The following is a 16,082-nucleotide window of genomic DNA, read 5'->3' as shown; positions in this document are numbered from 1 at the left end:
CGGAGGGGTCAGCAGCCGATCACCCAGTAGTTGGGGGCGGTCTGCTTGAGGGCGCTGGTGTAGAAGGTGTTGTAGAGGCCCATGCGCTGGTTGGAGCCGTTCGCGTAGGCGTAGCCACCGGACTGGTACGCCCGGCCGGCCGACACGTGGGCGTAGTTGCTGGCCGTCACGCAGGTCGGGGGCGTGGTGGGGGTCGCCGTCGGCGTCGGGGTGGCCGTGGGGGTGGGGGTGGCCGTGGGCGTCGCCGTGGGGGTGGGGGTCGGGGTGGTGCCGCCGCCGTTCAGGCCGAAGAAGAGCGCGTCGCGGTAGGTCGAGCAGATGGTGTCGAGCAGGTACGCCCCGGCGGTGCCGCACTGGTCGGCCCCGGAACCCGGGTCGACCGGAGTGCCGTGGCCCATGCCGGAGACCCGGTAGAGCCGTACCTCGTCGTTGCCGTACACCTCGAGGCTCGTGTTGGCGGGCAGCGACGAGGTGCTGGTCGGGGTCTGCGAGATGCCGCGCACGTTCGTCCACTGGTCGCGGGACTCGGTGCCGTTGAGCGGGGCGACCGTCGGGTCCGAGGTGCCGTGCCAGATGGCGACGCGGGGCCGCGGACCGGTGTAGCCGGAGTACGCCCCCCGCACCAGGTCGCCCCAGGCGACCGGGGTCTTGTCCGCGCCCGGGTTCATGCAGCTGAAGGCGTTGACCATGCTGGTGGCGCAGCGGTACGGGATGCCGGCGATGATCGATCCGCCGGAGAAGACGTCCGGGTACGTGGCGAGCATGACCGCGCTCATCGCCCCGCCCGCGGACAGCCCGCTGACGAAGACCCGGGAGCCGTCCACCCCGAAGTTCGCCTTGGCGTGGTCGACCATCTGCTTGATGGACAGCGCCTCACCCTGGCCGCGGGCGGTGTCGCCGGCCTCGAAGAAGTTGAAGCAGGAGTTGGCGTTGTTGCCGGACGGCTGCTGGGCGACGATCAGGGAGAATTTCCACTGGTCGGCGTACTTCTGCCAGCCGGAGCCGGAGAAGTAACCGGCGGCGGTCTGGGTGCAGCCGTGCAGCAGCACCACCGCCGGGGAGTTGGCCGGCAGGCTGTCCGGCCGGTAGGCGTACATGGCGAGGTTGCCCGGGTTGGAGCCGAACCCGGTGACCTGGGTGAGGGTCGCGGCCTGGGCGGGTGCGGCGATGGCGACCGCGCCGGCTGCGGCGAGGACGAGCCCGGCGCCCACGCCGATCAGGCGGGTGAGGATGGACGAGGAGCGGCGCACGGCGGCCTCCTGGAAGGGGCGGACTGTGAACTGGGTCACGGTCGAATTGCCGTGACGTTACGACGATGTGTCGCTGCCATGACATGGGGCGCGCTCACACATTCACGGCCGCCGAGGTGTACGCCGGACCGTCGACGCGAGTCCTCCCCAACCCCACGCGACAACAACGGTCCCCTCCTTGCAGGTCTGACCGGCCTGTCCAGGTCCGGTTGGTAACGTCCGCTGCGTGCCGTCCTCCCCGTCGCTGGCCACCGGGCCCGCACCCGCGTCACCGCCGCGCGTCGTCCGGGACCGCCGGGCCGACCTGATCGTCGTGCTGGTGGCGTTCGCGCTCGCCGTCTGGGTGACGAGTGGGCTGTGGCGGGACCCGAACGTCCGCACCATCACCGTCAACTCCAGTGACCAGGCGCTCTTCGAGTGGCTGCTGGCGTTCGGCGGGCACGCGGTCACCCACGGCGACAACCCGCTCTTCACGTACCTGATCAACGTCCCGGACGGCGTGAACCTCGCGGTGAACACCTCGATCACGGTGTACGCGGTGGTCTTCGCCCCGCTCACGTACCTGATCGGGCCGCCGGCCACGTTCCTGGTGATCCTCACCCTGAACCTGCTCGCCACCGCGCTGGCCTGGTACTGGCTGCTCTCCCGGCACCTGGTGCGCAGTCGGCTGGCCGCCGGGGTCGGCGGCCTGTTCATCGCCTACTCCCCCGGCATGGTCTCGCACGCCAACGCCCACCTGAACTGGACCGCCGGCTGGCTGGTGCCGCTGCTGATCTGGCGGCTGTTCGCGCTGCGCCGAACGGGGCACTGGCTGCGCGACGGGGTGATCCTCGGGGTGCTGGTCGCGGTGGCGTTCTCGATCGCCGCCGAAGGGCTGTTCTTCACGGCGCTGGCGCTCGGGGTGTTCGTCGCCATCTGGGCGCTGCACCCGGCGAACCGGGCCGAGGCGCGCGCCGCGCTGCCCACCTTCCTGCGCGGGCTCGGGGTGACCGCCGCGGTGGGCGGCGTGCTGCTGTCGTATCCCCTGTGGTTGCACTTCGCCGGGCCGCAGCGGTTCCACGGCACCGGCTTCGACCCGGTGATCCACTCCGAGGACATCGCCGCGTTCGCCGCCTTTCCACGCCGCTCGCTGGCCGGCGAGGCGGGGCTGGGCACCTCGTTGGCACCGAACCCGACCGAGGAGAACTCGTTCTTCGGCATCCCGCTGCTGGTGCTCACCGTCGTCTGCTTCGTGGCGCTCTGGCGGCGTGCCGACCCCAGCCGCCGGGCCACCCTCTGGGCGCTGGGCGTCCTCGCGCTGATCTTCTCGGTGCTCTCCTTCGGCCCGGTCGCCAAGGTCGACGGGCGCCGCACCGACCTGCCCATGCCGTTCGACCTGCTCGGGCAACTGCCGGTGGTGAACGCCGCGCTGCCGGCCCGGCTGGCGCTCGTGGTCGCGCCGGTGATCGGCCTACTGCTGGCGTACGCCGTCGACCTCCTGCGCGCCGCACCACCCCGGCACCGCTCCACGGAGTTGGCCTGGCTGATCGGGTTCGCGGTGGCCCTCGTGCCGCTGCTGCCCACCCCGCTGCTGACCGACGAGCGGGAACCGATCCCGGAGTTCATCACCTCCGGCACCTGGCGGGACTACGTCTCACCGGACGGCGTGCTCACCCCGGTGCCGTTGACCGTGGACATCTACCCGGACGGTCAGCGCTGGCAGGCGTACGCGTTGTCGCACCGGCAGGGTGAGTTCGCCATTCCGGGCGGCTTCTTTCTCGGCCCGGGTGGACCGGACGGGCGCGGCCGGATCGGCCCGGTGCCGCGCACCCTGAGCGCACTGATGGACCAGGCGGGCCGTACCGGGTTGGTGCCGATCGTCACCGACGGGACGATCCGCGAGGTGCAGTCGGACCTGCGGCACTGGCGGATCGAGACGGTGGTGCTCGCCGACCGGGTGCACGGCGCGAAGTTCGAGGTCGACGAGGAGGCGCTGCGCCGGACCGGCACCGCCCTGTTCGGCGAGCCGCAGCGGGTCGACGACGTCTGGCTCTGGCGCATCCCGCCGGCCGACCGATAGCCGCGGCGCGACCGACGGGGGCATCGCGCCCGGCCTGCGTCGCGTCTAATGGACCGATGGAAATGACCGGCCGGCGACTGCGCCGTGCAGCCGCGATCGGTGTCGCGCTGGTCCTCGTGGCACTCAGCGCGCCAGCCGCCGCGGCCGGGACCAGCACTGTCCCCGGCAGCACGGCCGGCGTGGTGCCGACCCGGGTGCACAATCCGTGGCTGTGGCAGGCCACCGTGGGGCAACGCGCGGCCGGCCCGGCCGCGCTGGTGTTCTTCACCGACCGCACCCGCTACTTCGAGTCGACAGGTGTGCTCGTCGACCGGGACGGCGCGTACCGACTGATCCCGATCTCCATCGGCGAGGGGCACGGGCTGCTCTCCCCGGATGGACGGCACTACCTGCGGCCGTACTCCGGCGAGCTGCTGGACCTCACCACCGGCCGGCAGCGCCGCACGATGAGCACCGGCGTCCACCTGATGGCCTGGTCGCCGGACGGGCAACAGGTGCTGGGCACCCGCAGCAACGACGACGACGTGATCACCTACGGGCCGGACAACCAGCAGCTCAACGACCCGGAAAAGCCCGACGACCTGCTCGTCGTCGACCCGTTCCGGGACACCGAGCGGGTGGTCGACGTCGGCACCTTCGCCGCGCACAACGCTGCGGCCTGGTCCCCCGCTGGCGACCTGGTGGCCGTCACCGGCTCGCCGGACGTGCCGGCCCTGCTCGCCGAGCACCAGCGACTGGTGGTCGTCGACCCGGCCGGCGGCGGCCCTCGTTGGCAGGTCGACCTGGGCGACCGGCGGGTCCTGGCCGGCCCGGCCGCCTGGCATCCCGACGGCCGGCGGCTCGCGCTGCTCGCCTTCGACGGCTGCGCCGGGCCCCGGTGCACATCCGAGGAGGCGGCGGCGCGCACCTGGCGGATCGAGTTCCTGGACACGGCCACCGGCCACGCCGTCGGCCAGCCCCTGCCGGCCGGCACCTCGGCCAGCGGGATCATCGGCTGGCGCGGCGACGACCCCGTCCTGCGCTACGTCAGCGCAACCGAGCAGGACACCGACCGGCAGGCCGTTCTCGCCGCGCTGTCGCCCGACGGCGGTCGCGAGGTGCTGGTGACCACGCCGGTCGGGTCGACCGACGTGATGGTGCCGGGCGACCTGCTGACCCGGGCCGCGTTCGGTGGGCCGGAGCCCCGGCCGTCACCGTTCGCCGCCCCACTCTGGGTCTACCTCACGCTGGCCGTGCCGCTGCTGCTCGCCGTCGCCCTCGTCGTTCGGCGTGTTCGTCGCCGCCAGAGGGCCGACCCGCCAGCGTCGAACGCCTGAGCCCGGCGGAGCCGGCGGAGGCAGCCCCGGTGAGGCGGCTCACCAGGGACGATCGCCTTGCGCGGGACTAGGCTGGAAACCGTGACAGCGACGATCTCCGGCCTCACCGCCGTCCGCGCCGGCCTGCTCGACTACCAGGCCGCCTGGGACGAGCAGCGACGCCTGCACGAGTCGGTGGTGGCTGGCGAGCGCGGCGACACCGTGCTGCTGCTGGAGCACCCGAACGTCTACACCGCGGGCAAGCGCACCGAGCCGTGGGACCGGCCGACGGACGGCACCCCGGTCGTCGACGTGGACCGCGGCGGCAAGATCACCTGGCACGGGCCGGGCCAACTCGTCGGCTACCCGATCCTGCGGCTGCCCGACCCGGTGGACGTGGTCGCCTACGTCCGCCGCACCGAAGAGCTGCTCATCGACGTGTGCGCCGAGGTAGGGCTGACCGCCGGCCGGGTCGAGGGACGCAGCGGGGTCTGGGTGCCCGAGGACGACCGGGGGCCGGCCCGCAAGGTGGCCGCCATCGGCATCCGGGTCGCCCGGGGCGTCACCCTGCACGGCTTCTCGATCAACTGCGACTGCGACCTGACCTCCTTCGACCGGATCGTGCCGTGCGGCATCCGCGACGCCGGCGTCACCTCGCTCACCGCCGAGCTGGGCCGCCCGATCACCGTCGCCGACGTGCTCCCGGTGGTCGAGCGCCGACTCTCCACCCTCATCGCGGTCTGAGCGGCGGCCCCCGGCGGCAACACCGAGGGCTGATCGGCGGCCCCCGGCGGCAACACCGAGGGCTGATCGGCGGCCCCCGGCGGCAACGCCGAGGGCCGCCGCGCTCACGGGGTCAGCCGGTGCAGGTCCCGCGGGAACGCGGTGACCTCCCGGATGTTGGCCGCGCCGACCAGGCGAGCCACGAAGCGTTCCAGCCCGATGGCGAAGCCACCGTGCGGCGGCATGCCGTGCCGGAACGCGTCCAGGTAACCGGCGTACGGCTCGACCGGCTCACCGCGCGCCGCCAACGCCGCCAGGTAGTCGGCGTGCCGGTGCAGCCGCTGCCCGCCGGTCACCAGCTCCAGACCACGAAAGAGCAGGTCGAAACCGTTCGAGTACGCCGGCCGCGCCGGGTCCGGGTGGGTGTAGAACGGCCGCTTCGCCATCGGGTAGCCGGTGACGAAGAGGAAGTCCGAGCCGTGTTCGCGGCGAGCCCACTCGCCCAGCGCCCGTTCGTGGGCGGGCGCGAGGTCCGGCTCGTCGGCGGGCGCCCCGGCGATCCTCAGGGCCTCGGTGAAGTGCACCGCCGGAATCTCCGTGGGCACCTGCGGTGGTGTGACGCCCAGCGTCGCCAGGGCGGCGCCGGCCCGATCGCCCACGGTGCCCAGCATCCCGGCCAGGGTGTCGCGCAGCACCCGCATCACGTCGCGGTGGTCGGTGACGAAGCCCAATTCGGCGTCGAGCGACGTGTACTGCGCCAGGTGCCGGACGGTGTCGTGCGGCTCGGCCCGGAACACCGGCCCCACCTCGTAGACGCGTTCGAAGACGCCGACCATCAGTTGCTTGTAGAACTGCGGCGACTGGGCCAGGTACGCGGGACCACCGAACCAGTCCAGCGCGAACACGTTCGCCCCGCTCTCGGTGGAGGAGCTGACCACCTTCGGAGTGTGGATCTCCACGAAGTCCCGGGCGTCGAGCGCGGCCCGGAAGCCGGCCACCGCCGCCGCCGAGATCCGCAGCGCGGCCGACCGGGTGGGGTGGCGCAGCGCGGTCGGCGCGTTGTCGAGTTGGGTGGGCAGGCTCGCGGTGAGCGCCGGCCGGTACAGGTCGAACGGTGGTGGCACGGCGGGCGGCCCGAGCGGGCGTACCTCCGGGTCGGTCAGCTCGACCCCGGCGGGCGCCGTGTCGTTCGCGGTCACCGTCGCGGTGACCTCGACGACCGTCTCCTCGGGGAGTTTCTCCAGCTCGGCGCGGACGGCCGGGTCGGTCACGACCACCTGGGTCAGGCCGGTGGCGTCCCGCACGATCAGGAAGGCCACCGATTTCAGCAGTCGGCGTCGGTGCACCCACCCGGCGATCCGCACGGTCGTGCCGATCTGGGCGGGCAGGTGGTGGGACAGGGTTCGTTGCATGGCGGGCTGCTCCTCGGTCGATCGCCACGCCGTCGCCGCCCGGGGGAAGCGATGCGTCGCATCAGCCCCAGGGAGGTGTGGGCGAGCGGGATCCTCGCGGTGCCACCACACCTTCACCCCCGCCGAAGCGGGAGCCTCGTTCGTCGCCTGATGACCGGGGCCAGCCGGGCGGGCTCTACTAGGCGTTTCGGCCGTTCTGCCCGCAGCTCGGGAGGGTCTTCACGCACCGGCGCCAGACCGCCTCTCAGCACCGGCGGCTCTCTGCACTGGCGGGTCGGGGCGCTACTCGGCTCCGTCGTCGCTGTTGGCGGAGACCGTAGCACCAGATCCCTACGTGTGTGACGCTCATTTTCGACTATCCGGTGTCCGGCGTCACAACGTTTGGAGCGTGACGCCGGTCGCCTGGCGTACATAGACACCTGCCGTCCGGCGTAGGCTCAATTTCGTGACGATCGAGCACTCCGCGCCGACGACCGGCCAGGCAGCGCGCACCGCAACCGCGGCCCCCGAGGGGCGGCGGCTGCTGCGCATCGAGGCGCGCAACGCCGAGACGCCGATCGAGCGCAAACCCCCGTGGATCAAGGTCAAGGCCAAGATGGGACCGGAGTACACCCAGTTGCGCGGGCTCGTCTCGCGCGAGGGGCTGCACACCGTCTGCCAGGAGGCCGGCTGCCCCAACATCTACGAGTGTTGGGAGGACCGGGAGGCCACCTTCCTCATCGGTGGCGACCAGTGCACCCGGCGCTGCGACTTCTGCCAGATCGACACCGGCAAGCCGGCCGAGTTCGACGCCGACGAGCCGCGTCGCGTGGCCGAGTCGGTGGTCGCGATGGGGCTGCGCTACGCCACCATCACCGGTGTTGCCCGTGACGACCTGCCCGACGGCGGCGCCTGGCTGTACGCCGAGACCGTCCGACAGATCCACCTCCTTCAGCCCGGCTGCGGCGTCGAGTTGCTGATCCCGGACTTCAACGCCGTGCCCGAGCAGCTCGCCGAGGTCTTCGGCTCCCGCCCGGAGGTGCTGGCGCACAACGTGGAGACCGTGCCGCGCATCTTCAAGCGCATCCGGCCGGCGTTCCGCTACGACCGTTCGCTGGATGTGATCCGCCAGGCCCGCGCCGACGGTCTGGTCACCAAGAGCAACCTCATCCTGGGTATGGGCGAGGAGCGCGCCGAGGTCTCCCAGGCGCTGCGCGACCTGCACGACGCCGGTTGCGAGCTGATCACCATCACGCAGTACCTGCGTCCCACCCCCCGCCACCACCCGGTGACCCGCTGGGTCAAGCCGGAGGAGTTCGTGGAGCTGCGCGAGGAGGCCGAGGAGATCGGCTTCGCCGGGGTGATGAGCGGGCCGCTGGTGCGTTCGTCGTACCGGGCGGGCCGGCTCTACAAGCAGGCGCTCGACGCCCGCGCCGCCACCCCGGTCGCCACCGCGGGCTGAGCCCGCTGAGGGATCGATCGAAGCGGCGAGAGGGCATCTAACACGAGCCCTCTCGCCGCTTCTCTTCCGTCACGCGCTTACCGTTGGCAACTTACTCAGACGCTCGCGGCGGATCGATGCGCTTGGCCCCACGTCGACGCCGATGCCAGACAGAGTTGGCGAACTGGGTCGCCAGGACGACCATCATCGCGCCGGCCAGAATTCGCGAGAGCAAATTCTCGTGGGTAAGAAAAAACGCCAGCGCAACCAGGAAGTACACCACCAGAAACGCAGGATGCTGAATCCACTCCGGGCGACGCGCCTGCGCCTCGGTCGGATCTTCGTTACCCATACGACACTCACCTGCATCCTGAGTACATTCCGCGGGAAGCCCAGCGGCTCACCTTACGGGCGAATCTGCAGTATTTCGCGCCACCAGCGCTCTTGGTGTCACCCCAACTCGCCGATATCCCCGCCAGTCATTCTTGAAATCGTGGTAACCCATCTAAGATGCGCCGGCGGACACGCCGTATTGGAAGCGCTCTTTCCAGCTCATTCTCTTGATCGGCCGCCAGGTCGCCTTGAAACCGCTCTTTTTGATGGACTTGTAGGTCTTGTAGCGCCGCTCGCTGCTTGGAGCCGAGCCACCCGTACCGCTGCGACCCGACGTTCTGTGGATCGCGCGGGGTGCCGTACTCGTCGGCCTCGCTGGTGCTCGACAGGCCCTCGTCGCCACCGTGGATCGCCGCGACCAGGTCCCCATGCAGGTTGGTGATCTGCCAGTCGACCTCAGCGCTGCCACTGTCGAAGATGCCGGCCATCGCCGAAAGGCCCGACACCGGCCGGGTGAACCGGCCCGCCGTCTCCTGCGTCCACGACGGGCTGTCCTCATCTCCGTCGTAGTGGTGGCCCGCCTGCACGGCGACACCGCTGGCGTTGTCGGTCCACGAACGAACTCGCTCACCGGTCACGTCCAGGACGTAATCCGTCGTACGCACGCCCTGGGTGATCGTGTCCACCAGGTCCGTCGAGTGGTATGCGACGGTCACGTTCCCGCCCGACGTCATGGCAGTGTCGATAGCAGGTACCGTCGTCGTGCGGCCAAGGGCGTCGTACACGTAACCGGCGCTGTTCACCCGATCGGCCGTGTCGTACGTCCAGGTCCGCGACGACGCCGCAGGTCGACCAGGGGGGCGCGATCTGAAACTGCGCCGGCACGTTGAGGCTTGATGGCCCGATGGATGGCAGCGCTCTTTACATGCTTATCAGCCTCGGGCTCCGAGATGACCGCTCGCGCCGCCGCACGGCCGTTCGGCGTCCGGGTGTCATGATCGTGCGATGACCCTGGGCGTACGCCAGCAGCCGCGTGGCGCGGGCTCCCCGCGCCCACGGCCGGGCTCGCGTCTCGGGTTGGCCGGCTGGCTGACCGGGTTGGCCGTACTCGTCGGGGTGGGTTACCGGCTCTGGCTGCTGGGTCACGCCGCGCCGCCCACCAACAGCGACGAGGCCGCCATGGGGTTGGCCGCGCTGCACATCGCCCGAGCTGAGGACTTTCCGGTCTGGTTCTACGGCCAGCAGTACATGGGCGCGCTGGAGGCGTACCTGGCCGCGCCGGTGTTCGCCCTGGCCGGTGGGCCGTCGCTGCTCGGTCTGCGGCTGCCCACGCTCGCGCTGTACGTGCTGTTCCTGCTGCTGGCCTGGCGGTTGACGCTGCGACTGACCGGAGACCGGTGGTTCGGGCTGCTGGTGGTGGCGCTGCTGGCCCTGGGCTCCGACCGGGTGGTGAAGAACCAGCTGATCGCCGGTGGTGGCTATCCGGAGATGAACGCGTCCGCGATGGCGCTGGCCGTACTCGCGGTGGATCTGGCCACCGGGTGCCCAGGGTGGCGGCTGACGCGCTGGGCGGTGTGGGGATTCCTGGCCGGCCTGATGGTCTGGGTCGACCCGCTGGTGCTGCCGTACGTCGTGGCGCTCGGCGCGGCGCTCGTCGGGTTCTGCCGTCGTGAGCTGCAGGGCGCGGCCGGGGCGCTGCTCGGGGCCGCCGCCGTGCTGGGCGCCGCACCGCTGCTGCTGGACAGCCTGCTGACCGGCCGGAACCCGCTGCACGCGGTCCTCGCCGCCAGCGGTGCGAACGCCAGCGCGGGATGGCCGGACCGGCTGCACGGCGGCCTGGTGCTCGGTCCTGCGCTGGGCATGGGGTTCTGCGGTCCCGGGCGGTGCGCCACCTGGCAACTGTGGTGGGCGCTCGCGCTGCCGCTGCTGCTGGCCCTCGCCGCCGCCACCGCCTGGCACACCCTGCGCCGCGCATCCGCCATCCCGACCGACCCCGCGGCCCCTGCCGCCGGCGGCCCTGGGGGCGGTACAGCCGGTGCCCGCCCGGCGACCGCTGCGGCGGGTCGAGCAGGCCCCGGCGTCGCCGAGGTCCCGGCTCGGGTGGCGGCGGCCGTGTGGCTGGCGCTGGTGCTGGCCGCGGTCGGCACCCTCGGCGCGTACACCGTGAGCAGTTCCGCCGGGCTCACGCCGGTGGAGAGTTCCCGCTATCTGTCCTGCCTGCTCATCTCCCTGCCGGCACTGCTGTGGCCGGTCTGGGCGGCGGCCCGTGGCGGTCTCCGGCAGTCCGCGGGCGACCGTCGCGATGTCGGGTCGGCGCTGGCCCGCCCGGTCGCGCTGGCGTTGCTCGTGTCCACTCTGGGGACCGCCGGCCACGCCACCTGGCAGGCGGCGCGGACCGTGCCCGCGACCCGGGCCGCCGAGGCCCGGCACACCGAGTTGGTGACCACCCTGCGTCAGCTCGGCGTACGACACGTCCGCGCCGGCTACTGGACCTGCAACCGGCTCACCTTCGCCACGGCGGAGCAGGTGGTCTGCGCGGTCGTCGACGACGCGCTGACCCCCGGCTTCGACCGCTACCCCGCGTACCGGCGGGAGGTCGACGGCGCGGCGGCGCCCGCCTGGGTCGCACCGACCGGCTCGCCGTTGGCCCACACGCTCGACGAGCGGTTGCGCGCCGCCCCGGGCAGCCTGGACCTGGTCATGATCGACGGCTGGCGGATCTACCTGCCGTCGGCGTGACGACGCGCCCGGGCGGCGGCGGCGAGGCGACGTAAGGTACTCGATCGGCCGGCACCCGGACGCGGATCAACGGGGCCGGCGGCGACCACTAGACTCTGCGACATGGCAAAGCCCCAGGAGAAGGTCTCGTTCGGCCAGCGGCTGAAGCAGATCGGGATGGTGTTCCAGTTCACCGCCAAGCAGGACCGGTGGTTCGCGCCGTTGGTCGCCGCCGCGGTGCTCATCCCGCTCGCCCTCACCGTGGTCGCGGTCATCCTCTGGAGCTGGATCTGGCTGCCGATCGGCATCCTGTTCGTCCTGCTCGCGGTGCTGATCGTGCTCAACCTGCGGTCCAACAAGGCGATGATGAACGCCGCCGAGGGGCAGCCCGGCGCAGCGGCGCAGATCATGGAGAACATGCGCGGCGACTGGCGGGTGACCCCGGCGGTCAGCTCGACCACCCAGATGGACATGATCCACCTGGTGATCGGCCGGCCGGGCGTGATCCTGCTGGCCGAGGGCAACCCGCAGCGGGTGCGTGGCCTGCTCGGGCAGGAGAAGCGGCGGCTGTCGAAGGTGATCGGCTCCGCGCCCCTGCACGACTACGTGATCGGGCAGGACGAGGGCGAACTGCCGATCCGCAAGCTCCGCACGACGCTGCTGCGTCTGCCCCGCGCGCTCTCCGGCAAGGACGTCAACTCGCTGGACAAGCGGCTCAAGGCCCTCACCGCCCGTCCGCAGATGCCCAAGGGCGCGATCCCGAAGAACATGCGGCCGCCGGGCGCCTCTCGCCAGTCGCGGGGCCGCTGACCCCCAGGTGTACGCGTAAGAGCCGGACCCGGACGGGTCCGGCTCTTTCCCGTCGGCACCCCGTGCCCTTGCACCCGTTCCCCGCCCGCACCCGGCACCCGGCACCCGCACCCGCACCCGCACAACATCCCCGAAGCTGCTGCCTCAGACGTGCCGCAGGCAGCAACTTCCCCGAAGTTGCCTGGATCTTGCCCGGCTGCGGACGCATCGGCCGCCGGAAGGGGGCTGCGATCCGGCAGGGGGCTGCGATCCGGCAGGGGTCAAGATCGTGCTCGATCCTGGATGTAATGGCCTCGAACTGCTGGGACACCACTACATCCTGGATCGAGCGCGATCTTGGGCGGGCGGGGTCGGGCAGCGGGCTGAGGCGCGGGCGCGGCGACGGGCAGCGGGCGCGGCGGGAGGCCGGCAGCGGCGGGTGCGGGCTCAGCCTCGGGGTGCGTCGGCGGGCTCAGCCTCGGGGTGCGTCGGCGATGACCGCGTTGGCGAATCTGTCGTGCAGGCCCCGGCGGTGCTCGTCCATGATCAGCGCGGGGACGACGAGAGCCAGGAGCAGGCCGCGGATCAGGCCGCGGAGCACCCCGATCCGGCCACCGTCGTACCAGTTCACGCAGCGGATCTTCGTGATGTACATGCCCGGCGTCTGGGCGAACAGGCCGAGGAAGAAGCCGTACTCGAGCACCAGCACCAGCACCGGCGCCCAACTGTCGCGCAACGGATCGGCGAAGACGTTTGACACCAGCAGGCTGAGCACCCAGTCGATGACCAGCGCCCCGAACCGTTTGCCGAGGCTGGGTGGGGTGAAGCCGGGGTCGGTGGCCGGCGCGGCCGGGGCGTGCGGATTGGTCACAGCGGTCAAGGGTATCCGCGCGGGGATGAGGACTTGCCGAGTGTCGCCTGCACGGCGTGCTGATTCGGGCCAACGGCATCAAATGTCATTACAATGGCACAGTCGGACGGCGCTCGCGGCGGGCCGGGGGCGTGGACCGGAGCGCCACCGACGCTCCGCGCGGGACGTAACACGGCAGAAACAACGGAGACACGGCCGGGCAACCGCCCGGCCCTAGCGTCGCCAGAAGCCTAGCCACCCCGTGGACGTGCCAGGAGGATGTGTGTTCGCCAATCCCGAGGAACTGCTGCGATACCTCAAGAACGAGGACGTGAAGTTCGTCGACGTTCGTTTCTGTGACCTGCCCGGCGTGATGCAGCACTTCAACCTGCCGGTCGAGTCCGTCAACGACGATCTTTTCACCGACGGCCTCGCGTTCGACGGTTCGTCGATCCGCGGTTTCCAGGCGATCCACGAGTCGGACATGCTCCTACTCCCGGACGTCGCCACCGCGTTCATCGACCCGTTCCGCGCGCAGAAGACGCTCGCGCTGAACTTCTTCATCCACGACCCGTTCACCCGCGAGGCCTACAGCCGCGACCCGCGCAACGTCGCGAAGAAGGCCGAGGCATATCTGGCGGCCAGTGGCATCGCCGACACCGCCTACTTCGGTGCCGAGGCGGAGTTCTACATCTTCGACTCGATCCGCCACGAGACCTCGGCGCACCAGTCGTTCTACTACATCGACTCGATCGAGGGCGCCTGGAACACCGGCCGCGAAGAGGCGGGCGGCAACCTCGGCTACAAGACCGCGTACAAGGGCGGCTACTTCCCGGTTCCGCCGGTCGACCACTACGCCGACCTGCGCGACTCGATCGTGCGCCGGCTCGTCGACACCGGCTTCAACGTGGAGCGCTCGCACCACGAGGTGGGCACCGCCGGCCAGTCCGAGATCAACTACCGGTTCTCGACCCTGCTGCACGCCGGTGACCAGCTCCAGCTCTTCAAGTACATCGTGAAGAACGAGGCCTGGGCCAACGGTAAGACCGCGACGTTCATGCCCAAGCCGCTGTTCGGTGACAACGGTTCCGGCATGCACACCCACCAGAGCCTCTGGCTCAACGGCGAGCCGCTGTTCTACGACGAGACCGGCTACGCCGGCCTGTCCGACATGGCCCGCTGGTACATCGGTGGTCTGCTGCACCACGCGCCGTCGCTGCTGGCCTTCACCAACCCGACGGTCAACTCGTACCGCCGCCTGGTGCCGGGCTACGAGGCGCCGGTCAACCTGGTCTACTCGCAGCGCAACCGCTCCGCCTGCACCCGCATCCCGGTGACCGGCAGCAACGCCAAGGCCAAGCGCGTCGAGTTCCGCGTGCCGGACCCGTCGGCCAACGTCTACCTGGCCTTCTCGGCCATGATGATGGCCGGCCTGGACGGCATCAAGAGCAAGATCGAGCCGCCGACGCCGATCGACAAGGACCTCTACGACCTCCCGCCGGAGGAGTGGGGCGACGTCAAGCAGGTGCCGGGCTCGCTGCCGGCCGTGCTCGACTCGCTGGAGGCCGACCACGACTACCTGCTCGACGGCGGCGTCTTCACCCCGGACCTGATCTCCACCTGGGTGGACTGGAAGCGCGCCAACGAGGTCGACCCGGTGCGCCTGCGCCCGACCCCGCACGAGTTCGCCATGTACTACGACTGCTGAGGCAGCCCTCGGCTGCTGAGCAGTCAACGATCACCGGCCGGGCCGGCTCCGCACCCGCGGAGCCGGCCCGGCCGTTTCGGTCCGACGCGCCGTCCTGCACCCCCCGCGATACCTTCGTGTCCGTTATACTACGGCCATGGATACACCCCTGCGGGAACCCACGTTCCTCATCCTCACCGCGCTCGCCGGCGAGCCGCTGCACGGCTACGGGCTGATCGGCGAGGTCACCGCCCTGTCCGACGGGCGGGTGACCCTGCGCCCGGGAACCCTCTACGGGGCGCTCGACCGGCTGGTCGACGCCGGCCTGGTCGAGGTCGACCGGGAGGAGGTGGTGGACAGCCGGCTGCGCCGCTACTACCGGCTCTCCCCCGCGGGCGACACCACCCTGACCGCCGAGACCGAGCGGCTACGGCACAACGTCGAGGCCGCCACCGCCCGGCTCGCCGCACGGGCTCGCGCCGCCCAACCCGCCACCCCGCGCCTCACCGGAGGGCTGGCATGACCGACCTGGAGCGCCGCTACCTGCGACTGCTGCGCGCGTACCCCGCCGACTACCGGCGTTCCCGCGGCGCCGAGATCGTCGGCACCTACCTGGACCTGGCCGCGCCGGGTCGCCGCTGGCCCTCGCCCGCGGACGCCGCGGACCTCCTCCGCGGCGGGCTCCGCCAGCGGCTGCGGGCCGCCGGCGTCGCCAGGCTGACCCCCGGGGTACGCCTCGCGGCGCTGCTGTCCCTGGTCACCGCGAGCGTCCTCGCCGGTGTCTGGGGCGCGACAGAGCTGCATCCAGCGCCGGTGGAATGGCGCGTACCCCACGTCGGCCCGTTCGTCTCGATCGGGGTCATCGCCTGGGCGGGCTGGCTGCTGGCCGCGATCGCCACCGCCGTCGCGCCGAGCCGGGTGGCCCGGCTGGCCATCGCCCTCGCCCTCCTGCTCACGCTGGCACTGCCACCGTTGGCCGCAGTGCTCGACGCATACCGGCCGCCGCTGTTCGTACTGCTACCGCAGGTCATCCTCGGCCTGCTGGCGTTGGCCCTGCCCGACCGGCCCGCGGCGGCGATCCGCCTCGCGCCGCTGCTGTCCGCTGTGACGGCGGTGGCGGCGACGGAATTCCTGGTGGAGTTGGACGACGGTTTCGGCTCCTACAGCTTCACCGCGTTGAGCTTCCTGCCCACCGTCGGTGGGTTGCTGCTGGTCGTCGGGGCCCTGCTGGCCGTGGGTCTGGCCGTCGGCGGGGACACCCGGGGCGGCTGGGCGCTCGTCACGCTGCTCACCCCCGCCGGATTCCTGGCGGTGCCTGCCCTTGCCGATGCCATCGACCCGATACGCGGCGGCGTCAGCTTCGCGGCGCTGGCCTCGAGCACGATCGCCGTCGCGCTGGCCGGTCCCGCCGTGTTACTCCTGACCATCCTCGTCCGCACCCGCCTGACCCTGGCTGCCAGGCGCGCCGACCACCACTACCCCACCTCCGGCGCGCAGTCCTGATGCACACCGCGCGTTGATCATGAGGTTGGCGGGGCGTTCAGAG

At 71.4% G+C, this 16,082-nt stretch carries 14 protein-coding genes; 9 read left to right on the top strand and 5 right to left on the bottom strand.

The window, feature by feature from the left end:
- Positions 1–8 precede the first annotated feature (8 nt).
- Positions 9–1,250 (bottom strand): PHB depolymerase family esterase, encoded by a 1,242-nt coding sequence (locus ACFYPM_RS17385; protein WP_387198031.1) that lies wholly within the window; start codon positions 1,248–1,250, stop codon positions 9–11.
- Between the two features lie 226 nt (positions 1,251–1,476).
- Here ACFYPM_RS17385 and ACFYPM_RS17380 point away from each other — a divergent pair, with 226 nt between their 5' ends.
- From ACFYPM_RS17380 to lipB, 3 genes are all read left to right on the top strand, one after another.
- Positions 1,477–3,309, top strand: a complete 1,833-nt coding sequence (locus ACFYPM_RS17380; protein ID WP_387197470.1) for a DUF2079 domain-containing protein — start codon at positions 1,477–1,479, stop codon at positions 3,307–3,309.
- Between the two features lie 56 nt (positions 3,310–3,365).
- Entirely contained in the window at positions 3,366–4,625 is a 1,260-nt protein-coding gene (locus ACFYPM_RS17375; protein WP_387197467.1) for a TolB family protein, read from the top strand.
- A gap of 81 nt (positions 4,626–4,706) precedes the next feature.
- A complete protein-coding gene (lipB, locus tag ACFYPM_RS17370; RefSeq protein WP_387197464.1) occupies positions 4,707–5,348 on the top strand; it encodes a lipoyl(octanoyl) transferase LipB in 642 nt (213 codons plus the stop codon).
- 104 nt (positions 5,349–5,452) lie between these two features.
- Here the strand turns inward: lipB and aspS are convergent, their stop codons facing one another.
- Positions 5,453–6,739 (bottom strand): aspartate--tRNA(Asn) ligase, encoded by a 1,287-nt coding sequence (aspS, locus tag ACFYPM_RS17365; protein WP_387197461.1) that lies wholly within the window; start codon positions 6,737–6,739, stop codon positions 5,453–5,455.
- 445 nt (positions 6,740–7,184) lie between these two features.
- Here aspS and lipA point away from each other — a divergent pair, with 445 nt between their 5' ends.
- Positions 7,185–8,180: a lipoyl synthase gene (lipA, locus tag ACFYPM_RS17360; RefSeq protein ID WP_387197458.1), complete on the top strand. Its 996-nt coding sequence runs from the start codon at positions 7,185–7,187 to the stop codon at positions 8,178–8,180.
- Positions 8,181–8,271: 91 nt separating this feature from the next.
- On the opposite strand, the gene ACFYPM_RS17355 is transcribed toward lipA, so the two are convergent.
- A complete protein-coding gene (locus ACFYPM_RS17355) occupies positions 8,272–8,511 on the bottom strand; it encodes a hypothetical protein (protein ID WP_387197455.1) in 240 nt (79 codons plus the stop codon).
- 127 nt (positions 8,512–8,638) lie between these two features.
- Positions 8,639–9,295 (bottom strand): hypothetical protein, encoded by a 657-nt coding sequence (locus ACFYPM_RS17350; RefSeq protein WP_387197453.1) that lies wholly within the window; start codon positions 9,293–9,295, stop codon positions 8,639–8,641.
- 202 nt (positions 9,296–9,497) lie between these two features.
- On the opposite strand from ACFYPM_RS17350, the gene ACFYPM_RS17345 reads away from it, so the two are divergent.
- Together ACFYPM_RS17345 and ACFYPM_RS17340 are read left to right on the top strand one after the other, a co-directional pair.
- Positions 9,498–11,231, top strand: coding sequence for a hypothetical protein (locus ACFYPM_RS17345; protein ID WP_387197450.1), 1,734 nt, complete (start codon positions 9,498–9,500; stop codon positions 11,229–11,231).
- Between the two features lie 102 nt (positions 11,232–11,333).
- Positions 11,334–12,020: a DUF4191 domain-containing protein gene (locus ACFYPM_RS17340; protein WP_387197447.1), complete on the top strand. Its 687-nt coding sequence runs from the start codon at positions 11,334–11,336 to the stop codon at positions 12,018–12,020.
- 451 nt (positions 12,021–12,471) lie between these two features.
- Here the strand turns inward: ACFYPM_RS17340 and ACFYPM_RS17335 are convergent, their stop codons facing one another.
- Positions 12,472–12,870 carry an RDD family protein gene (locus ACFYPM_RS17335; RefSeq protein ID WP_357245033.1) on the bottom strand — a complete coding sequence of 133 codons (399 nt, stop codon included), beginning with the start codon at positions 12,868–12,870 and terminating at the stop codon, positions 12,472–12,474.
- 262 nt (positions 12,871–13,132) lie between these two features.
- Between ACFYPM_RS17335 and glnA the strand changes: the two genes are divergently transcribed.
- The 3 genes from glnA to ACFYPM_RS17320 all read left to right on the top strand — a co-directional run bounded on the left by glnA (position 13,133) and on the right by ACFYPM_RS17320 (position 16,039).
- A complete protein-coding gene (gene glnA / locus ACFYPM_RS17330) occupies positions 13,133–14,557 on the top strand; it encodes a type I glutamate--ammonia ligase (RefSeq protein ID WP_387197444.1) in 1,425 nt (474 codons plus the stop codon).
- A gap of 136 nt (positions 14,558–14,693) precedes the next feature.
- Positions 14,694–15,059: a PadR family transcriptional regulator gene (locus ACFYPM_RS17325; RefSeq protein WP_387197441.1), complete on the top strand. Its 366-nt coding sequence runs from the start codon at positions 14,694–14,696 to the stop codon at positions 15,057–15,059.
- Positions 15,056–16,039, top strand: a complete 984-nt coding sequence (locus ACFYPM_RS17320) for a hypothetical protein (RefSeq protein ID WP_387197438.1) — start codon at positions 15,056–15,058, stop codon at positions 16,037–16,039. The genes ACFYPM_RS17325 and ACFYPM_RS17320 overlap by 4 nt, the downstream gene beginning before the upstream one ends.
- The last annotated feature ends 43 nt before the right edge of the window (positions 16,040–16,082 follow it).

It is taken from the genome of Micromonospora sp. NPDC005203, assembly GCF_042872705.1.
GTDB lineage: Bacteria > Actinomycetota > Actinomycetes > Mycobacteriales > Micromonosporaceae > Micromonospora.
Note: the sequence above shows the minus strand (reverse complement) of the source record. Positions and strands in the feature narration are given on the sequence as shown.

Bases quoted from the DNA above. Each gene is read 5' to 3' on its own strand.
- ACFYPM_RS17375 (WP_387197467.1), top strand. From the start codon at position 3,366: ATGGAAATGACCGGCCGGCGACTGCGCCGTGCAGCCGCGATCGGTGTC.
- ACFYPM_RS17355 (WP_387197455.1), bottom strand. From the start codon at position 8,511: ATGGGTAACGAAGATCCGACCGAGGCGCAGGCGCGTCGCCCGGAGTGG.
- ACFYPM_RS17325 (WP_387197441.1), top strand. From the start codon at position 14,694: ATGGATACACCCCTGCGGGAACCCACGTTCCTCATCCTCACCGCGCTC.
- ACFYPM_RS17320 (WP_387197438.1), top strand. From the start codon at position 15,056: ATGACCGACCTGGAGCGCCGCTACCTGCGACTGCTGCGCGCGTACCCC.
- ACFYPM_RS17345 (WP_387197450.1), top strand. From the start codon at position 9,498: ATGACCCTGGGCGTACGCCAGCAGCCGCGTGGCGCGGGCTCCCCGCGC.
- aspS (WP_387197461.1), bottom strand. From the start codon at position 6,739: ATGCAACGAACCCTGTCCCACCACCTGCCCGCCCAGATCGGCACGACC.
- ACFYPM_RS17340 (WP_387197447.1), top strand. From the start codon at position 11,334: ATGGCAAAGCCCCAGGAGAAGGTCTCGTTCGGCCAGCGGCTGAAGCAG.